Annotated in this window: 16 protein-coding genes and 1 tRNA gene; 11 read left to right on the top strand and 6 right to left on the bottom strand. The window is 62.0% G+C overall.

What is annotated here, in order from left to right; translation table 11 throughout:
- Positions 1-7 precede the first annotated feature (7 nt).
- Both rnd and HKD31_RS01585 read left to right on the top strand, forming a co-directional pair.
- Entirely contained in the window at positions 8-1,198 is a 1,191-nt protein-coding gene (gene rnd / locus HKD31_RS01580) for a ribonuclease D (RefSeq protein ID WP_194263864.1), read from the top strand.
- A gap of 135 nt (positions 1,199-1,333) precedes the next feature.
- Positions 1,334-2,026: a GcrA family cell cycle regulator gene (locus HKD31_RS01585; RefSeq protein WP_194263863.1), complete on the top strand. Its 693-nt coding sequence runs from the start codon at positions 1,334-1,336 to the stop codon at positions 2,024-2,026.
- A 234-nt stretch (positions 2,027-2,260) separates the two neighbouring features.
- On the opposite strand, the gene HKD31_RS01590 is transcribed toward HKD31_RS01585, so the two are convergent.
- Both HKD31_RS01590 and dksA read right to left on the bottom strand, forming a co-directional pair.
- Positions 2,261-2,335, bottom strand: a tRNA-Thr gene (locus HKD31_RS01590).
- Positions 2,336-2,387: 52 nt separating this feature from the next.
- Positions 2,388-2,801 (bottom strand): RNA polymerase-binding protein DksA, encoded by a 414-nt coding sequence (gene dksA, locus HKD31_RS01595; RefSeq protein WP_041112617.1) that lies wholly within the window; start codon positions 2,799-2,801, stop codon positions 2,388-2,390.
- A 234-nt stretch (positions 2,802-3,035) separates the two neighbouring features.
- On the opposite strand from dksA, the gene HKD31_RS01600 reads away from it, so the two are divergent.
- The 3 genes from HKD31_RS01600 to HKD31_RS01610 are packed head-to-tail and all read left to right on the top strand — an operon-like array spanning position 3,036 to position 4,911.
- Positions 3,036-4,178, top strand: a complete 1,143-nt coding sequence (locus HKD31_RS01600; protein ID WP_194263862.1) for a flagellar basal body P-ring protein FlgI — start codon at positions 3,036-3,038, stop codon at positions 4,176-4,178.
- On the top strand, positions 4,178-4,480 hold the full coding sequence (locus HKD31_RS01605; RefSeq protein WP_194263861.1) for a rod-binding protein: 303 nt from the start codon (positions 4,178-4,180) through the stop codon (positions 4,478-4,480). Before HKD31_RS01600 ends, HKD31_RS01605 begins: the two co-directional genes overlap by 1 nt.
- On the top strand, positions 4,477-4,911 hold the full coding sequence (locus HKD31_RS01610) for a flagellar protein FlgN (RefSeq protein ID WP_194263860.1): 435 nt from the start codon (positions 4,477-4,479) through the stop codon (positions 4,909-4,911). The genes HKD31_RS01605 and HKD31_RS01610 overlap by 4 nt, the downstream gene beginning before the upstream one ends.
- Positions 4,912-4,920: 9 nt before the next feature.
- Here HKD31_RS01610 and HKD31_RS01615 read toward each other — a convergent pair whose 3' ends face one another.
- Positions 4,921-6,213 (bottom strand): hemolysin family protein, encoded by a 1,293-nt coding sequence (locus tag HKD31_RS01615; protein ID WP_041111211.1) that lies wholly within the window; start codon positions 6,211-6,213, stop codon positions 4,921-4,923.
- Between the two features lie 154 nt (positions 6,214-6,367).
- Positions 6,368-7,561 (bottom strand): adenosyl-hopene transferase HpnH, encoded by a 1,194-nt coding sequence (gene hpnH, locus HKD31_RS01620; RefSeq protein ID WP_011252194.1) that lies wholly within the window; start codon positions 7,559-7,561, stop codon positions 6,368-6,370.
- 323 nt (positions 7,562-7,884) lie between these two features.
- Between hpnH and HKD31_RS01625 the strand changes: the two genes are divergently transcribed.
- From HKD31_RS01625 to hpnK, 4 genes are all read left to right on the top strand, one after another.
- Positions 7,885-8,553: an ABC transporter substrate-binding protein gene (locus HKD31_RS01625; protein WP_194263859.1), complete on the top strand. Its 669-nt coding sequence runs from the start codon at positions 7,885-7,887 to the stop codon at positions 8,551-8,553.
- Between the two features lie 58 nt (positions 8,554-8,611).
- The gene (gene hpnI, locus HKD31_RS01630; protein WP_194263858.1) at positions 8,612-9,823 is read left to right on the top strand and encodes a bacteriohopanetetrol glucosamine biosynthesis glycosyltransferase HpnI; all 1,212 of its coding nucleotides are present in this window, start codon (positions 8,612-8,614) and stop codon (positions 9,821-9,823) included.
- Complete coding sequence (gene hpnJ, locus HKD31_RS01635) at positions 9,820-11,244, top strand: hopanoid biosynthesis associated radical SAM protein HpnJ (RefSeq protein WP_194263857.1); 1,425 nt, start codon at positions 9,820-9,822, stop codon at positions 11,242-11,244. The genes hpnI and hpnJ overlap by 4 nt, the downstream gene beginning before the upstream one ends.
- Positions 11,245-11,317: 73 nt before the next feature.
- Positions 11,318-12,154: a hopanoid biosynthesis-associated protein HpnK gene (gene hpnK, locus HKD31_RS01640; protein ID WP_194263856.1), complete on the top strand. Its 837-nt coding sequence runs from the start codon at positions 11,318-11,320 to the stop codon at positions 12,152-12,154.
- 32 nt (positions 12,155-12,186) lie between these two features.
- On the opposite strand, the gene HKD31_RS01645 is transcribed toward hpnK, so the two are convergent.
- A complete protein-coding gene (locus HKD31_RS01645; protein WP_194263855.1) occupies positions 12,187-13,167 on the bottom strand; it encodes an adenosine kinase in 981 nt (326 codons plus the stop codon).
- Positions 13,168-13,466: 299 nt separating this feature from the next.
- Here HKD31_RS01645 and HKD31_RS01650 point away from each other — a divergent pair, with 299 nt between their 5' ends.
- Both HKD31_RS01650 and HKD31_RS01655 read left to right on the top strand, forming a co-directional pair.
- The gene (locus HKD31_RS01650) at positions 13,467-14,159 is read left to right on the top strand and encodes a bactofilin family protein (RefSeq protein ID WP_228120107.1); all 693 of its coding nucleotides are present in this window, start codon (positions 13,467-13,469) and stop codon (positions 14,157-14,159) included.
- 120 nt (positions 14,160-14,279) lie between these two features.
- Positions 14,280-14,774, top strand: coding sequence for a DUF3465 domain-containing protein (locus tag HKD31_RS01655; RefSeq protein WP_194263853.1), 495 nt, complete (start codon positions 14,280-14,282; stop codon positions 14,772-14,774).
- A 57-nt stretch (positions 14,775-14,831) separates the two neighbouring features.
- Here HKD31_RS01655 and clpA read toward each other — a convergent pair whose 3' ends face one another.
- The gene (gene clpA, locus HKD31_RS01660; protein ID WP_194263852.1) at positions 14,832-17,147 is read right to left on the bottom strand and encodes an ATP-dependent Clp protease ATP-binding subunit ClpA; all 2,316 of its coding nucleotides are present in this window, start codon (positions 17,145-17,147) and stop codon (positions 14,832-14,834) included.
- Positions 17,148-17,198: the final 51 nt, after the last annotated feature.

Here is a 17,198-nt window from a genome sequence, read left to right on the forward strand (position 1 = left end):
TCGTTTCATGCGCTCGAAAGCTCCGACCTTCCCGACCCCCGTTCTCCTGACCTCCAGTGAAGAGCTGGCCCGTATCTGCGAGAAACTGCAGAACGAGCCTTTCGTGACCATTGACACGGAATTCGTCCGGGAACGGACCTACTGGCCCGAGCTCTGCCTCGTGCAGCTCGCCGGAACCGAAGATGTCGTCCTGATCGACACTCTGGCGCCCGGTATTGATCTCGCCCCCCTCGGCGCCCTTCTGGCCAAACCGGACTGCACCAAGGTCTTCCATGCCGCCCGGCAGGATCTTGAGATCTTTCTCCATATTTTCGATCGCCTTCCGGTCTCGGTTTTTGACACGCAGGTCGCCGCCATGGTGGCGGGCTTCGGCGATCAGGTCGGATATGACAGTCTGGTCGGCGCAATCACCGGCCGCAGCATCGACAAGGCGCATCGCTTCAGTGACTGGTCGGCCCGTCCGCTCAGCGCGGCGCAACTGGCCTATGCCGCCGCTGACGTCACCCATCTGCGAACCGTCTATGCGGCTCTGCGCAAGCAGCTTGCCGAGCAGGACCGTCTGCACTGGGCCGACTCCGAACAGGCAATCCTGACGGAAGAAAAAACGTTTCGTCCCGATCCCCGTCGCCTGTGGGAAAAGCTCAAAGCCCGCACCAGCAACCGCCGGATGCTCGGCATCCTGCGTGAAGTCACGGCATGGCGCGAGCAGGAAGCCCAGAACGCCGATATCCCCCGCCAGCGCGTCATCCGTGATGAAAGCCTGCTGGAAATCGCGGCCGTTCATCCCGATACGGTCGAGGCTCTCTCCCGCATCCGGGGCGTGACCCGAGGTTTTGCCGAAGGAAAGATGGGCAAAGGCCTGCTCGAAGCGATCCGTATCGCCCAGGAGCTTCCGGAATCCGAACTCCCCAAGGCTCCTTCAAAATCCGATCGCCCACGGCCGTCCACAGCCCTCGTGGCGCTTCTACGGGTCCTGCTGGCCGCCAAGTGCGAGCAGCACAAGGTGGCGCCCCGTCTGGTGGCCTCTTCGGACGATCTGGACCTGATTGCTCTTGGCGAAACCGATGTCGGCGCACTGAAGGGCTGGCGTCGCGAACTTTTCGGTCTGGATGCCCAGGCGCTGGTCCGTGGCGAAATCGCTCTGGCCGTCGTGAACGGCCTTGTGGAGCTTCAGCGCGTCGCCGAACCGGTCGCATAAGAACCGCCTTCGACGTGGCGGGGAGTTTCTGGTAAGAAACGTCCCGAAGATGTTCCGGGTCCGGTGGGCCGGGATTGAAAATCAACAGGATATCGGGCCGGCTCAGGCACCGAAGCGGGACAGGGAAACGAACATATGGAGTGGACGGACGAGACGATCGCCAGACTTCGCGATCTGTGGAGTCAGGGACTTTCGACCGCCGAAATCGGCCGCCAGCTCTCCATCACCAAAAATGCCGTCGTCGGCAAGGCGCACCGTCTGGGCCTGCCGCCCCGCCCGTCTCCCATCCGCAACCGCAAGGTCAAGGACGGTGAAACGGGTACGACGGAAGCCACCCCCCGTCGTAAAAGCCCCTCTCGCGCCAAGGCTGCCGAACCTGCGGCAGCGGACCTGTTTACGGATAAGGAGGCAGCTTCCGCCAAGATGTCTGTGGGTGTTGCGGAAAAGGTGGCAGAAAAGCCTGCTGCTCCGCTCCATAAAGCACCGTCTATCGCCCCTGAAGCCGCGAAACCGACGCCCCAGCCGGCCGCTGTCTCACGTCCCCACTCGGCGGCCGCCAAGGAGGCCGTCACAGCCCGTCGGGAGCCTGCTGTAGCCCCCAAGCCGGAACCTCGCGTCGCTCCCGCGCCGCGTCCGGCCATGCCGCCCCGCTTTTCGACCGCTGGCATCGACCGCCCGACCCGCCGTGGCCCGTCCTGCTGTTGGCCCATCGGCGATCCTGGTACACCGGGTTTTCATTTCTGCGGCGCGACACCGCTTCCCGGAAAGCCTTACTGCGCTGAGCATGCGGCTATTGCGTATGTAAAGATCCGCGACCGTCGCGATTAAAAGGCGCACTAGCCGGAAAAGGCCGTCCTCTCCCTCGGAGAGGCGGCTTTTTTAATGCCTGTACTTCTGCACGGGCATCATTCATCGGATTGTGGGAAGTTTTGCAGAAGGCTGTAGTCAAGATGATCCACATCCCGCTTGCGGAAGTGATCCATGACAGCCATGTGCTACGGTCTGCGATAATAGGGGATCTGAGACTGCCCGAACTGCCAAGTCTCTGAAAAGAAGGAAAAATGGTGCTGCTGGACAGGATTGAACTGTCGACCTCTCCCTTACCAAGGGAGTGCTCTACCACTGAGCTACAGCAGCATACCGTTGCCTTGGCGCGCTTCGTAACGGGTCAGCGCGCCAAGCGCAAGCCTTAATCGTCCCGATGGACCTTTTCCATGCGCTCGTGGCGTTCCTGCGCGTCGATGGACAGGGTCGCGATCGGGCGTGCTTCAAGGCGTTTCAGGCCAATCGGCTCTCCCGTCTCTTCGCAGAAACCGTAGCTTCCGTCGTCGATGCGTTCGAGGGCCATGTTGATCTTGGTGATCAGCTTGCGCGCCCGGTCACGGGTGCGGAGCTCAAAGGCCCGGTCCGTTTCGACGCTGGCACGGTCGGTGATGTCTGATTCATGAATTCCGCCTTCCGAGAGACTCGCAAGGGTTCCATCCGCCTCTTTCAGCAGATCCAGACGCCAGCGCAGAAGCTTCTGTCTGAAGTACTCGACCTGAAGCGGGTTCATGAACTCTTCATTGTCGGAGGGTCTATAATCCGGCGGCAGCGTAATCATGCGCATCCAATCCCTGGCTGATCTGCCAACGTCCGCTTCCAACAGCCGCAGGCGATAACGCGCGGCTTATAGCCACCCCAGCCGCATCCGCCAACCCCGAACATGCTTTGCCCGTTTGTCGGAAAGCGCGGAAATCTGCGTCTCTGTTAGGGGTTTCTTTACCCTGTACGACCATCCTCAACACCTGAGACCCCCAGACCTGTCTTGCAGGCATCAGGATACACCCCGCCGCCCATGCGCTTTTTCACGCAATCTCCGTTCCCCCTCCAGACCCTGACGCAGCGACTGACTGCGTTTGTCTGTGTCGGACTGCTCCTCCTGCCGGGCTTTACGCTGGCAGCCAGCGTCCGCATCAAGGACATCACGGACATGGAAGGTGTCCGGAGCAACCAGTTGATCGGATACGGTCTGGTGGTGGGCCTGAATGGCACGGGCGATCGCCTGACGAACACGATTTTCACCCGCGAAACCCTCATTTCTATGCTGAACCGGCTGGGTGTGAATATCCGCGATCAGGAAACCCAGCTTCAGACGCATGACGTTGCCGCTGTCATGGTCACGGCCGATCTTCCGGCGTTTGTGCACGGAGGCAACCGGATCGATGTCACGGTCTCGGCGGCGGGCGATGCGTCTTCCCTGACAGGCGGAACGCTTCTCGTAACGCCGCTGATGGCTGCTGACGGTGAGGTCTATGCCGTTGCGCAGGGGTCTCTGGCGACCAATGCCTTTTCGGCCCGTGGTGCGGCTGCGTCCATTACCCGCAACGTGCCGACCAGCGGACATATCGCCAATGGCGGTATCGTCGAACGCGAAGTCCCCTTTGACCTCAGTCATCGTGCGAACCTGCATCTGAGCCTGCGTAACCCCGATTTCACGACGGCGAGTCGGATTGCGGCCATCATCAACCGGACCTTCGGGCCGATTGCGATCGTTCAGGATCCACGGACAGTCCTGCTGGATCTGAGCAATCATGATCCTGTCTCCACGCTCTCCCGAATCGGAGACCTTCTGGTCACTCCGGATACGCCGGCCAAGGTGGTCGTAGACGAAGCCAGTGGCACCATCATCATGGGGGCAGACGTCCGGATCAGCACGGTTGCCGTGGCGCAGGGCAACCTGACGGTTCAGGTGACGGAGACGCCCCAGGTCTCCCAGCCAGGGCCATTCTCCGGCGGCCAGACGGCCGTCGTGCCCCGTACGAACGTCAAGGTGGACACGGGCAAGACCCATCATCTTGCGGTCGTTCCGGGGGGCACCACGCTTCGGGAGCTTGTTTCAGGGCTGAACGTGCTGGGAGTGGGGCCAAGAGACATGATCAGCATTCTGCAGGCCATCAAGGCCGATGGCGCCCTGCAGGCAGAACTGGAGATGCGTTGATGACAGTATCCTCGACCACCGCCACGGTATCGCAGGGATTGCCACTGCACGGGCAGAAGGCAGATCCGGCCAAGACCCTGAAGTCAGCTCAGAGTTTCGAGTCGATGGCCATCAACCAGATGCTTCAGCCCATGTTCGCCACGGCTGAAGAGAGCGACAGCATGTTCAGTGGCGGGGCAGGGGAAAAACAGTTCCGGCCCATGCTGGTGGAACAGATCGCCAAGCAGATGGAAAATAACGGTGGAATAGGCCTGACGGACGCGATTGACCGTCAGATGCTGGCCATGCAGGAGCAGAAATGAGCGCTTCCATTATTCCGGCCATGCAGCGGCTGATCGCTATTCTCGAAGCGGAAAACTCTGCACTGGAAGAGGCGCGGATTCCGGACGCTCTGGCGCTTCTTCCGGAAAAGCAGGATGCAGCCAGAACGCTGGAGCAGGAAGTTTCTGCGGCTAATGACCGCAGGGAGAATCTTTGCCCGTGCTGCCCGGAGGAGGATGAGGCTGTTGCGCGGGGTGACTCGCCGGCCTTCCCCTATCGCGACCTGCTGGAACAGATGACGGAACTGGGCAATCGCAATGGCGAGCTTCTGCAAAGAGCCATTACAGCCCAGAAGCGCGTTATCGAACTGCTGACATCCACGCCGATGACGGCTCAGCCGCAGAACTACGGCAATCAGGGGGGATATGCCCCGGTGACTGACAGGCCGGCCCTGTTTGTCAGCAAGGTCTGAGCTGCAGGGTCAGTCTTCGGCGAGAACCTGATGACTGACCTTGACCCTTCCGACGCGTCGGCGATCCATTTCCAGAACCTCGAACAGCCAGCCCCCGAACGCCACCTTGTCTCCCCGGGCCGGAACGCGCCGCAAAAGCGCCAGCATCACGCCGCCGAGGGTATGATAACCGCCGGCGCCTGGTAGTTCCGGCAGGTCGAGACGGGAACGCAGTTCGTCCGCCGGCATGAAGCCATCGAAAATATATTCGTCTTCACCTTCGGCCGCCTGAAGTTCCGAAGACGAGGATTCGGTCTTTTCCTCGCCGACAATGGCTTCGAAAACGTCCGAGGGCGTCACGATGCCCTCGAAGGAGCCGTATTCGTCCAGGACGAAAGTAATGCCAAGATTGACGCCGCGCATGCGCTCAATCATGTCCTGGGCGCTGAGGCTGTCTGGAATGACCGGCGGCTCACGCAGGACCGCATCGACGGAAACCGGAAGCTTCAGCAGCAGCCGGTCCATGATGTCCTTGGCCAGAATCACACCGACGGGATGATCGACATCGCCCTCACAGACGACAATCCGGGCGTAAGAAGACTGGCGCAGTTTGCGGACCAGCGTTTCCTGATCCGCATGTCGGTCGATCCAGAAAAGCTCGTTGCGGGGAGTCATGATGGCGCGGACGGGGCGATCTGCCAGACGCAGAAGGCGTTCGATCATGGCCTGTTCGTCGGTTTCGAGAACGCCTGCGCGGGCACCTTCGGCCAGAACGGCTTTCAGTTCCTCTTCCGTTACCGCTGCGCGTGTCAGGGGGCCGACACGGAGCAGGCGGAGCACCAGCGAGGACGTGCCGCTGAGCAGCCAGACAATGGGCTGTGCGATCCGGGCCACGCCGACCAGCAGCCATGCCAGCCGCGAGGCAATGGCTTCTGGTTGCTGCAACGCGATCTGTTTGGGGATGAGTTCACCGAAAACCAGCATGGCGAAGGTGATCATCGCTACGACCAGCACGATCGAGACTTCGCTCGCAATCGGACGGAGCGAGGGAATATTGGCGATCCATGCCGTGACGGTACTTTCCATCTGGCTGCCGCCAAACGTACCTTCAAGGATGGAGACCAGCGTCATGCCCACCTGAACGGTCGGCAGGAAGCTGTGCGGATCTTCTGCCAGCCGGATTGCGGTCGTAGCCCCCCGGACTCCCTGCTTGGCCAGTACGTCCAGCCGTGGCCGCTTTGCCGAGATGAGTGCCATTTCTCCCATGGCAAACACGGCATTGAGGAAAATGAGCAGACAGATAACGAGGATAGGGGTCAGCATGATCCGGCCAGAATAATGAAGACACAATCATAACAGGACGACTGGCGGATGCCATGCCCTTGATTGCGCCCCCGCAGCGGAAAGACTTTCCCCATAAAAAAACCGGCTCGCGAAGAGCCGGTTTTCTGTTTCGTACCAAGGAGGAAGCGCGTCTTCAGTCTGCTGCGTCAGCCACATCCGAGACCGTGTTGGCCGGACGGCCATTCACGCGGACGCGGGGACCGCGGGCCGGCTTGGCGCCCGTGGAGATCCGCTCCATCTGCTGCTGGACCTGCTCCTCGTAGCCGTATTCGGCCGGGCGCTGGTTGGCGAGCGAGATTTCCGGGACCATCGGCTTTTCGGTTTCCGGTCCGAACAGGGCCACCTTGGCGATATGCCAAGGACGCGCGACGGCATCCATGACGGCCGTGGACTCGTAGCCGGAATGCACCATGCAGTCGGCGCATTTTTCGTAAGCGCCGGTGCCGTACTGCTCCCAGGCCGTATCGTCCATCAGTTCCTTGAAGGTCTTGGCATAACCTTCGCCGAGCAGATAGCACGGACGCTGCCAGCCGAAGACCGTGCGAAGCGGCTTGCCCCACGGCGTGCAGTGATAGTTCTCGTTGCCTGCCAGGAAGTTCAGGAACAGCGGAGACTGCGTGAAGCGCCACTTCTTGCCCTTGCCGAGGCGGAAGATGTCGCGGAACAACTGCTTCGTCTTCTGGCGGTTCAGGAAGTGTGCCTGGTCCGGTGCGCGCTCATAGGCATAGCCCGGAGCGGTCATGATGCCGTCCACGCCCATCGCCATGACTTCGTCGAAGAAGGCCGCAACGCGTTCCGGAACTGCGCCGTCGAACAGGGTGCAGTTGATGGAGACGCGGAAACCACGGGACTTCGCAAGACGGATCGCTGCGGTCGCACGCTCGAAAACGCCTTCCTGACAGACGGAGGCGTCATGCATGAGCTGGTCGCCATCCAGATGCACGTCCCAGGAGAAGAACGGGGAGGGCTCGTAATCGTCGAGCTTCTTCTCCAGCAGCAGGCCGTTCGTGCACAGGTAGACGTATTTTTTCCGCCCGATCAAACCTTTGACGATCTGGGGCATTTCCTTGTGCAGGAGAGGCTCACCACCGGCGATGGCGATGACGGGGGCACCGGCTTCCGTGTCGGCATCCAGGCATTCCTGAAGGCTGAGACGCTGGTTCAGGATCTGCGCAGGGTAGTCGATCTTGCCACAACCGGCGCACGCCAGGTTGCAGCGGAACAGCGGTTCGAGCATCAGGACCAGCGGATAGCGCTTGCGGCCCGTGAGGTGCTGCTTGACAACGTACCGTCCGACTCGGACAGCCTGCATCAAAGGAACGGCCATTATAATCCTCTGGTTCTAGCCGCCGGAAGGTGCGTCCATAGGGCGCCCGGGGCCTTGCACATCGTGGATGGCCCGTGGCTGTCTTCCTTGTCCCGGCTCCGGAAAGTCGGGAAACATGAAGGACCATCGAGCATTAGATTGACTGCCTATAGACCCATTGTCGTGTTCGCCTCAATGTCAGGCTGCATAATTCGCATCAGGGCTGTGGCTAATCGAGCACAGATCGATCTATGGATGCCAGAACTTGTTACAGGGAACTTGATACAGTGTGTCATGAACCTGATCTCTACGCACGGAACTGTCTACAGGACGAAAGCACGATCATGATTTGCCGTTTTTCCCCGAAAGTGACCCTGTCCCTTCTGTCAGCCTGTCTCCTGACGGGGCCTGTCGCCATGACGGCGCTCTCCTCCCCTGCCCTGGCCCAGACGGCCGGCGCGGCCGCACCGGCTGATGCGACATCTGCGGTGGCGCCGATCTCGGCCCTGTATGACGCCCTGAAAACCGCCCAGAAGACGGGAAAGACCGCCCAGCAGCGCGCGACGATGATCGCCCCGGCCGTGGATCGTGCCTTTGACCTCGAAGCGATTCTCCGTCGCTCGGTCGGCGTGCGTTACAACAGCCTGAGCCCTGCAGACCGGACCCGTCTGCTGGGATCTTTCCGCCAGTTCACGATTGCGCGCTATGCTTCTTCGTTCAAACCCGAAGCCCCGGCCGCCTTCACGGTCAACCCGCAGACGCGCCCCAACCCGACTGGCGGCCTGATTATCGATACGACGATCGGTGGCACGGATGGGGGTGATGTCACCCCGATCGACTACATCATGACGAATGGAGTGTCCGGCTGGCGGATCACTGACGTCCTGCTCAACGCCCATATCAGCCAGGTGGCCGCCCAGCGCGCCGATTTCGGCGGAGCTCTGAGCCAGGGGGGCGCCAGCGGTCTGGCTGATCATCTGGACAGCAAGACTGCCCATTTCCTGCATGACTGAGTCCGCCCCCGCGACGGCACCCTTTCCCAAAAACGTTCGGGAAGGCTAGAAGACCGTCGTGCCCTTACCTCTTACGATCGCGGCCGGTTTCTGCGCCTTTGTTTCCGCCGCCGGCAATCTGCAGGCGCTGGCGGGCGCAACCCTGCTCGCACGGTTCCGCCGGACGGAGCGAAGAGCGGACGAAGCCCTGCGCCTGTCGGACCGGACCTGGCCGTCAGTCACGGTTCTCAAGCCACTGCATGGCAATGAGCCGCTGCTGGAGGATGCGCTGGAAAGCGTGTTCACCCAGGACTATCCGGATTTCCAGATCGTCTTCGGCGTTCAGGACAGGGAAGATACCGCCCTGGCCGTCATTGAGCGCCTCCGGGCGCGTCATCCGCGGATTCCGGTCAGCGTGGTGATCGATCCGCAGGAACACGGTCCGAACCGCAAGGTCGGCAATCTGATGAACATGTACGGTGAAGCCCGTCATGACATTATCGTGATTTCCGACTCCGATATTCACGCCAGCCCCAACTACCTGCGTCACGTCGTGACGAGTCTGGAAGAGCAGGGGACGGGCCTGGTTACGACATTGTATGCAGGGCGTCCTGCCGCAGGCACGCTCGTGCAGCAGCTCGGCGCCTGCCAGATCAATCATAACTTCCTGCCTGGCGTCATGATGTCCCGCTTTCTGGGGCGTCAGGACTGTCTCGGGGCCACAATGGCCCTGCGGCGTCAGACCCTTGAGGAGATCGGTGGCCTTGAGGCGCTGGTCGATCATGTGGCCGATGATGCCGAACTGGGTCAGCTTATCCGGGCGCGGGGTGAGAACATCGCCATTGCGCCTACCCTGACCCATACCACCGTGGGCGAGCATTCCATCAGCGACCTGCTGGCCCATGAGCTTCGCTGGGGACGGACCGTCAAGAACGTCGCGCCTGTCGGCTATGGACTGTCCGCCATCCAGCTTCCCCTGTTCTGGGCCGTGACGGCTGTCCTGTTCCGTCCGAACGCCTGGTGGACATGGTTCATGCTGCTTCTGACATGGCTGGTGCGCGCCATCGGAAGTCGTATCATGGACCGTGCCACAGACTGTCCGCTTCCGGCCGCAATCCAGCTTCTGGTGGTCCGTGACTGGCTGTCTGCGGCCATTATGGTGGGCAGTGCGCGCGGATCACGCGTTGCATGGCGGGGCAGAACGGTCCATATCGCCCGAAGAAAACGAAATTCCGCGTCCTGCGCCACCTCGCTCCAGGCCGGCGCCACCCACAGGAGTGTCCGATCATGATGAGAACCCTTTTTCTCCAGCCTCCTTCCTTCGACGGCTTCGATGGTGGCGCTGGCTCCCGCTACCAGGCGAAGCGTGAGATCAAGTCCTTCTGGTATCCGACCTGGCTGGCGCAGCCTGCCGCGCTCGTTCCCGGATCGCGCCTGATCGATGCTCCGCCGGCCAAGATGGGCATGGATCCCATTCTCGAAGACGTGAAGAACCGTGACCTCGTCGTCATGCACACCTCCACGCCGTCCTTTGCGTCCGACGTCCGCGTTGCCCAGATGCTCAAGGATGCGAATCCCAAGCTGATGATCGGCATGGTGGGCGCGAAGGTTGCCGTCCAGCCGAACGAGAGCATGGAGAAGGGTGGTCCGATCGACTTCGTGGCCCGCAACGAGTTCGATTTCACCATCAAGGAAATCGCCGAGGGCAAGCCGCTCGCAGAAGTGGACGGCATCACCTGGCGCAATGAGAAGGGTGAGATCATCGCGAACAAGGATCGCGCGATGATCGAGGACATGGACAGCCTGCCGTTCGTGACCGAGGTTTATAAGCGCGACCTCAACATCAACGACTACTTCATCGGCTACCTGAAGCACCCGTACATCTCGATCTATACGGGCCGTGGCTGCAAGTCGCGCTGCACGTTCTGCCTGTGGCCGCAGACGGTTGGCGGTCATCGCTACCGGACCCGCAGTCCCGAGCATGTGGCCGCCGAAGTGCGTCTGGCCAAGCAGTACTTCCCCGAAGTGCAGGAATTCATGTTCGATGATGATACCTTCACGGACGACCTGCCGCGCGCGGAAGCTATCGCCCGTGAAATGGGCAAGCTCGGTGTCACCTGGTCCTGCAACGCCAAGGCGAATGTTCCTTACGAGACCCTGAAAGTTCTCAAGGAAAATGGCCTGCGCCTGCTGCTGGTCGGCTATGAGAGCGGCAACCAGCAGATCCTGCACAACATCAAGAAGGGCATGCGCGTCGAGACCGCCAAGGAATTCACGCGCAACTGCCACAAACTGGGCATCAAGATCCACGGAACCTTCATCGTCGGCCTGCCGGGCGAGACGAAGGAGACCATCCAGGAGACGATCAAGTTCGCCAAGGAAATCAACCCGCACACCCTGCAGGTTTCCCTTGCCGCGCCCTATCCCGGCACGTTCCTGCACAAGCAGGCCACGGAAAATGGCTGGCTGAACGAGGCGGAAGCCGAACTGATCGATGAGAGCGGCGTGCAGATCGCCCCGCTGCATTACCCACACCTGTCGCACACGGAAATCTTCGAGAGCGTCGAGGAATTCTATCGCAAGTTCTACTTCCGCGGCTCCAAGATCGCCTCGATCGTCAACGAGATGGTCCGCAGCCCGCAGATGATGAAGCGCCGCCTGCGTGAGGGTGTGGAGTTCTTCCAGTTCCTCAAGGACCGTCACGCCGCCTGAACGGTGCGCGCCTGACCGAAAACTACCCAGGGGTCATGGCAGATGTCATGGCCCCTTTTTCGTGAGACCTGCCATGACATCCAGCACCCTTCGCCGTGCCATCGTATCCGCCGATGATTTTGGCATGAGCCTCGAAGTCAACGAGGCCATCGAACAGGCCCATCGCAATGGAATCCTGTCCACGACCAGCCTGATGGTCGCAGGCGATGCCGCCGAAGACGCCATCCGGCGGGCGAAGACCATGCCGGATCTGAAGGTTGGGCTGCATGTCGTGGCGATCGAGGGCAAGTCCGTCCTTGATCTTCCCGCCATCACGGATGAGCAGGGCTGGTTCGGCCGCAACCAGTTGCGTCTGGGTGTGGAGTATTTCTTCTGCCCGGCCGCGCGTCATGCCCTGCGCCGTGAGATCGAGGCCCAGTTCCGGGCTTTTGCCGCGACCGGGCTCACGCTCGATCATGCCAACGCCCACAAGCACATGCATCTGCATCCGACCGTGGGGCGCTTCCTGATCGAGTCCGGGCTGGAGCATGGATTGCAGGCTGTCCGCTCGCCATTTGAGCCGCCCGAGCCGGTCGAGGCCAACGACACGCTCGGAGACCGTGCCCTGCGTCACTGGATTAGCGTCCTACGTCACCAGATCCGCAAGGCCGGTCTGAAAACCAATGACTGGTGTTTCGGTCTGCGCTGGTCCGGCCATATGACGCCGGACCATATCCGCGGCCTCATTCCGCGCCTGCCAGCGGGCACGAGCGAAATCTACTTCCACCCCGCCACGGCCCAGAACGCCATGATGAAGCGCTTCATGCCGGGCTATGAGCAGGAAAGCGAACTGGCCGCCCTTCTGGACCCGGCCGTCCGGGCGTCATTCGATCGGTATGGTGTCGCCCGCATCGGCTGGGCCGATCTGTAAGACCGGCCCTGACCGACGGGGGAGGGCGAGGCTCAGGCCGTCAGCGTAAACGCCTCGGTCGGGCGTGCGCCGTAACGGATGATGATCTCACCGGCGGCCTGGTTGCCCAGCTTCGCGCAGGTCACGAGGTCATGCTTCTTGCTCAGACCGGCAAGGAAGCCCGCGGCGAATGCGTCACCCGCGCCCGTGGTGTCCACGACCTTCACTTCGGTCGTCGGCACATCATGGCGCTCTCCGTCGCCGATGACGACCGCGCCCTTCTCGCCACGCGTGATGACGGCCAGCTTCGTCTCGGCGGAGACCTGCGTGATGGCTTCTTCGAAATCCGTGACTTCGTACAGCGCCAGAAGTTCGGCCTCGTTGGCGAACAGGATGTCCACATGACCGGCCACGAGTTCGTGGAAGGCGGCGCGGTGACGCTCCACGCAGAACGTGTCGGACAGCGTCAGGGCGACCTGACGGCCGGCCTTGCGGGCCAGACGGGCAGCGTGTTCGAACGCCTCCTGGGCATGCGGCTTGTCGTACAGATAGCCTTCCAGATAGGTGATCGCTGCATCGGCCACGACGGATTCATGCACGTCCTCGGGCGTGAATTCCGTGCAGGCGCCGAGATAGGTGAACATCGTGCGCTGGCCTTCCGGCGTGACCAGAACGATGCAGCGTGCGGTCGGGGTGCCATCGGCGGCCGGCAGCGGCTTGGACGGGAAGGTGATGCCCTGCTCGCGGATGTCGCGTGTGAAGTGGTCGCCGGCTTCGTCAGCCGTCACCTTGCCGAGATACGCAACCTTTGCGCCCATGCGGGCCGCCACGACGGCCGTATTCGCGCCGGACCCGCCGCCGGTCACGTTTTCGATATCGACGCGGCTTTCGATGGCATGCGCCGTGGGAGCGTCAATCAGGGTCATGCTCCCGGCAGCGGCGCCAAGCCCGTCGATCAGATCCTGACCCACAGGGGCGAGGACGTCGACGATGGCATTGCCGATACACAGAAGGTCATGCTGGGGTGCAGACATTGGAACTCCGGTCAGGTCGCTGAAAACTTCGGAAAAAAAACATCTAACGGGCAGACTGCGCCATTAAATCAACACGATCATAGGTCCCCTCTGGGTTCACGCCAACTCCCGGTCCGTCCGGCGCCGTTTTCATGCGTGGCCCTTCGCCACATTTATGGAAATGCGCGTCTTGTCCCGCCGGGTGGTGAGCGTGTAGCGTTGTCGAAAGGCCCGACCTGACTGTTCCGCCTTCGCGAGGGAGCATACGGGAGACGCCCTAGACAGAGAGTGTTCTTTACCAGATCCGCAGCGGGGTTTCCTTGTTCAGAAGACGCAAACCGGAAGATGACTCCAAACCTGCAGAGAACAGCAAACTCGCAGGGCAGCCCATTTTCCCCAACCGGCCGGACGCTCCCAGCCAGACGGCTCCCGCGTCAGGATCCGGATCGCCCACCAGTCCCCAGCAGCCCAACCAGCAGAAGGACCCCGCTCCCATGGGTCGTACCCCTTTCCCGGCGCCGCCGTCCCCCAACTCTCCGACGGGCGCGATGCCGGCAGGGGCTCCGCGCCCCGGTGCGGCCGCTGTTCCGGGCGCCCCGCGCCAGACCGGGCCGGAGCGCCGCACGCTCGTCGTGGGCCGCGGCATCAGCGTCCAGGGTTCGGTGCAGGATGCCGAGCGTCTCGTGGTTGAAGGAACCGTCGAGTCCAGCATGATCCAGGCGACCGAGCTTCAGGTCACGCATGGCGGTGTCTTCCGTGGTGGTGTTGAAGTCGAGGACGCGGAACTCGCCGGCACGATTGACGGGACCCTGACCGTCAATGGCAGCCTGACGATCCGCTCCACCGGCCGTCTGATCGGTAAGGTGAAGTGCCGTCGCCTGCAGGTCGAGGACGGTGGCCAGATCACCGGTCAGCTCGAAATGATCACGGATGGTGCGCCCGCGCGTCCGGCTGCCAGCGACGCCGCCAAGGCCGAGCCGGCTGCTGGTGAAGGCTCCAGCGAAGCACCCTGATCCGTTTTCCCGGACCAGCAGGAAAGCCCGTTCCCGTGCCGGGGCGGGCTTTTTTTGTGTCCGGGTCCTTTCCGCTGGCGGCAGAACATCGCACAGGGCCGCCCAGACAGGAGAAACTCCATGATATTCCGTCTGCTCCCCGCAGTTGCCGCAGCCCTGCTGTGCGCCCCGTTCGCCGCGTCCGCGCAGGGTCTTTTCGGTCAGGCCCTGACGGGCCAGGTCACCCACGACATGCCTGCTTCCTGCGATAATGCCCGCTTCCTTGCGGACCAGCAGGGGCTTGAGCAGTCCGGCCCCACCCGCATCGATCTTCCCGAGCATCTGTGCGGACAGGTTCTCGCCATTTCACCAAAGGCCAGACGGACCCGCAGCGGCTGGCATGGCTACTTTTATGTGTCGGTCGGGCAGGGTGTTTCCATCCGGATCGTCTCCGATCTCGATGAAATGAACGCTCCCCAATGGCCCTGGGTCAACAAGGGCGATCAGGTCGAGGTGCAGGGCCGTTACTATTACGACAGCCTGCGCCGTCAGGGCGTGGACTGGACCCATCATGGTACGAGCCGCAAATGGCGCTGGCCGGGCTATGTCGTCGTGAATGGTACCCGGTACCAGTAACGAAAAAGGCCCGGCGAGACAGTGTCTCACCGGGCCTTTTTCTTGTTGGAAAGGGCTTCAGTTTGTCGCTTCGTCTTTCTTCGAAGCGCCATCCTCGCCCTTGGCGCTGTCCCGGCCTTCGATGATGTCGAAGTCGAGCGCGCCGTTTTTCATGCCGATCTTCACGGCGCCGCCCTGAGCCAGCCGTCCGAAGAGCAGCTCTTCCGCCAGCGGCTTCTTGATGTGCTCCTGAATGACGCGGCCCAGAGGACGCGCGCCATACAGGCGGTCATACCCGCGCTCGGCCAGCCATTCCTTCGCGCCCGACGAGATCTCGATCGTGACGTGACGGTCAGCCAGCTGGGCCTCAAGCTGGAGCACGAACTTCTCAACCACGCGGCCCACCGTTTCCGGCGTGAGGTTGGCGAACGGAATGATCGCATCCAGACGGTTGCGGAATTCCGGCGTGAACAGGCGCTTGATCGCCTCTGCATCCTCGCCGCTGCGCACGGTCCGGCCAAACCCGATCGTCTCCTTGGACAGGTCCGCCGCACCCGCATTCGTGGTCATGATCAGGATCACGTTGCGGAAATCAACGACCTTGCCGTTGTGATCCGTCAGGCGACCATGGTCCATGACTTGAAGCAGGACGTTGAACAGGTCCGGATGGGCCTTCTCGATTTCGTCCAGCAGCAGGACCGCATGCGGATGCTGGTCGATGGCATCCGTCAGCAGGCCGCCCTGATCGAACCCGACATAACCCGGAGGTGCACCGATCAGGCGGGAGATCGAATGACGCTCCATGTATTCGGACATGTCGAAGCGGATCAGCTCAATCCCGAGCGAGTTGGCAAGCTGCTTGGCGACTTCCGTCTTGCCGACGCCCGTGGGGCCGGAGAACAGGTAGTTGCCAATCGGCTTTTCCGCATCGCGCAGTCCGGCACGGGACAGCTTGATCGCAGCGGCCAGCGCGTCGATCGCCTTGTCCTGCCCGAAGACCATGTTTCGCAGATCCCGCTCCAGATGGCGCAGGGTCTCGCGGTCATCGGCCGAGACGCTCTTGGGCGGGATGCGGGCGATCTTGGCGATGGCCTCTTCCACGTCCTTCAGCGTCACCGTCTTGCGGCGCTTGTTCTCGGGCACCAGCATCCGCGCGGCACCGACTTCGTCGATCACGTCGATCGCCTTGTCCGGCAGCTTGCGGTCATGGACATACTTGGCCGCCAGTTCGACGGCGCCACGCAGGGCCTCGTCAGTGTAGCGGACCTTGTGATGCTTCTCGTAGCTGCCCTTCAGGCCGCGCAGGATCTTGATCGCATCCTCGATCGAAGGCTCCGGCACGTCGATTTTCTGGAACCGGCGGACAAGCGCCCGATCCTTCTCGAAATGCTGGCGGAACTCCTTGTAGGTCGTGGAGCCGATGCAGCGCAGCGTTCCGGCAGCCAGCGCGGGCTTGAGCAGGTTGGACGCATCCATCGCCCCGCCCGACGTCGCACCGGCACCGATCACGGTGTGGATCTCGTCGATGAACAGGATGGCGCCAGGGGTCTGGTCCATTTCCGTCACGACGGCCTTCAGCCGCTCTTCGAAATCGCCGCGATAGCGCGTGCCGGCCAGAAGCGAACCCATGTCGAGCGAATAGATCGTGCTGTTCAGCAGCACTTCCGGCACGTCGCCTTCCACGATCCGCTTGGCCAGACCTTCAGCAATGGCCGTCTTGCCCACACCTGGATCGCCCACATAGAGCGGGTTGTTCTTGGTGCGGCGGCACAGGATCTGGATCGTGCGTTCGATTTCCTGATCGCGGCCGATGAGCGGATCGATCCGTCCCTCACGCGCACGTTCGTTCAGATCGACGCAATAGGTCGCCAATGCGCCTTCCTTGGCACTTTCCTTGCGCTCTTCACGCTCGGACGTGTCCTTGGAAGCCGCGGCCGGACGCCGTCCCGCGCCACGGTCCGGAGCCTTGGCAATGCCGTGAGAGATGAAATTGACCGCGTCGAGTCGCGTCATGTCCTGCAACTGCAGGAAATAGACGGCATGGCTCTCGCGTTCGGCGAACAGGGCCACCAGAACGTTCGCCCCCGTGACTTCGTCGCGACCCGTGCTCTGGACGTGAATCGCTGCACGCTGGATCACGCGCTGGAAAGCCGCGGTCGGCTTGGGTTCTGTCGGGCGTTCTGCCGCCAGTCCCGCCAGATCCTTGTCCAGGAAGTCCGTCAGGTCGGAGCGCAGCTTGTCGAGGTCGATGCCGCAGGCCCGGAAGACCGTCAGGGCATCGTCGTCCTCTGTCAGCGCGAGCAGAAGATGTTCGAGGGTTGCATATTCGTGACGCCGGTCACCTGCGAATGTCAGGGCGCGGTGGAGCGTCTGTTCGAGCGTACGGGACAGCATGTGATGGCGCTCCTCTCGACCTCTCGTAGGAAAGGTATCTTGTCGCGGAGT

Origin of the sequence: Gluconobacter potus (assembly GCF_015244705.1) — a bacterium.
GTDB classification, from domain to species: domain Bacteria; phylum Pseudomonadota; class Alphaproteobacteria; order Acetobacterales; family Acetobacteraceae; genus Gluconobacter; species Gluconobacter potus.

Coding starts and splice junctions, on each gene's coding strand:
- HKD31_RS01610 (WP_194263860.1), top strand. CDS start 4,477: ATGAGCGCTTCCATTATTCCGGCCATGCAGCGGCTGATCGCTATTCTC.
- HKD31_RS01605 (WP_194263861.1), top strand. CDS start 4,178: ATGACAGTATCCTCGACCACCGCCACGGTATCGCAGGGATTGCCACTG.
- HKD31_RS01615 (WP_041111211.1), bottom strand. CDS start 6,213: ATGCTGACCCCTATCCTCGTTATCTGTCTGCTCATTTTCCTCAATGCC.
- hpnH (WP_011252194.1), bottom strand. CDS start 7,561: ATGGCCGTTCCTTTGATGCAGGCTGTCCGAGTCGGACGGTACGTTGTC.
- HKD31_RS01585 (WP_194263863.1), top strand. CDS start 1,334: ATGGAGTGGACGGACGAGACGATCGCCAGACTTCGCGATCTGTGGAGT.
- HKD31_RS01625 (WP_194263859.1), top strand. CDS start 7,885: ATGATTTGCCGTTTTTCCCCGAAAGTGACCCTGTCCCTTCTGTCAGCC.
- rnd (WP_194263864.1), top strand. CDS start 8: ATGCGCTCGAAAGCTCCGACCTTCCCGACCCCCGTTCTCCTGACCTCC.
- HKD31_RS01600 (WP_194263862.1), top strand. CDS start 3,036: ATGCGCTTTTTCACGCAATCTCCGTTCCCCCTCCAGACCCTGACGCAG.
- hpnK (WP_194263856.1), top strand. CDS start 11,318: ATGACATCCAGCACCCTTCGCCGTGCCATCGTATCCGCCGATGATTTT.
- clpA (WP_194263852.1), bottom strand. CDS start 17,147: ATGCTGTCCCGTACGCTCGAACAGACGCTCCACCGCGCCCTGACATTC.
- HKD31_RS01645 (WP_194263855.1), bottom strand. CDS start 13,167: ATGTCTGCACCCCAGCATGACCTTCTGTGTATCGGCAATGCCATCGTC.
- HKD31_RS01655 (WP_194263853.1), top strand. CDS start 14,280: ATGATATTCCGTCTGCTCCCCGCAGTTGCCGCAGCCCTGCTGTGCGCC.
- hpnJ (WP_194263857.1), top strand. CDS start 9,820: ATGATGAGAACCCTTTTTCTCCAGCCTCCTTCCTTCGACGGCTTCGAT.
- dksA (WP_041112617.1), bottom strand. CDS start 2,801: ATGATTACGCTGCCGCCGGATTATAGACCCTCCGACAATGAAGAGTTC.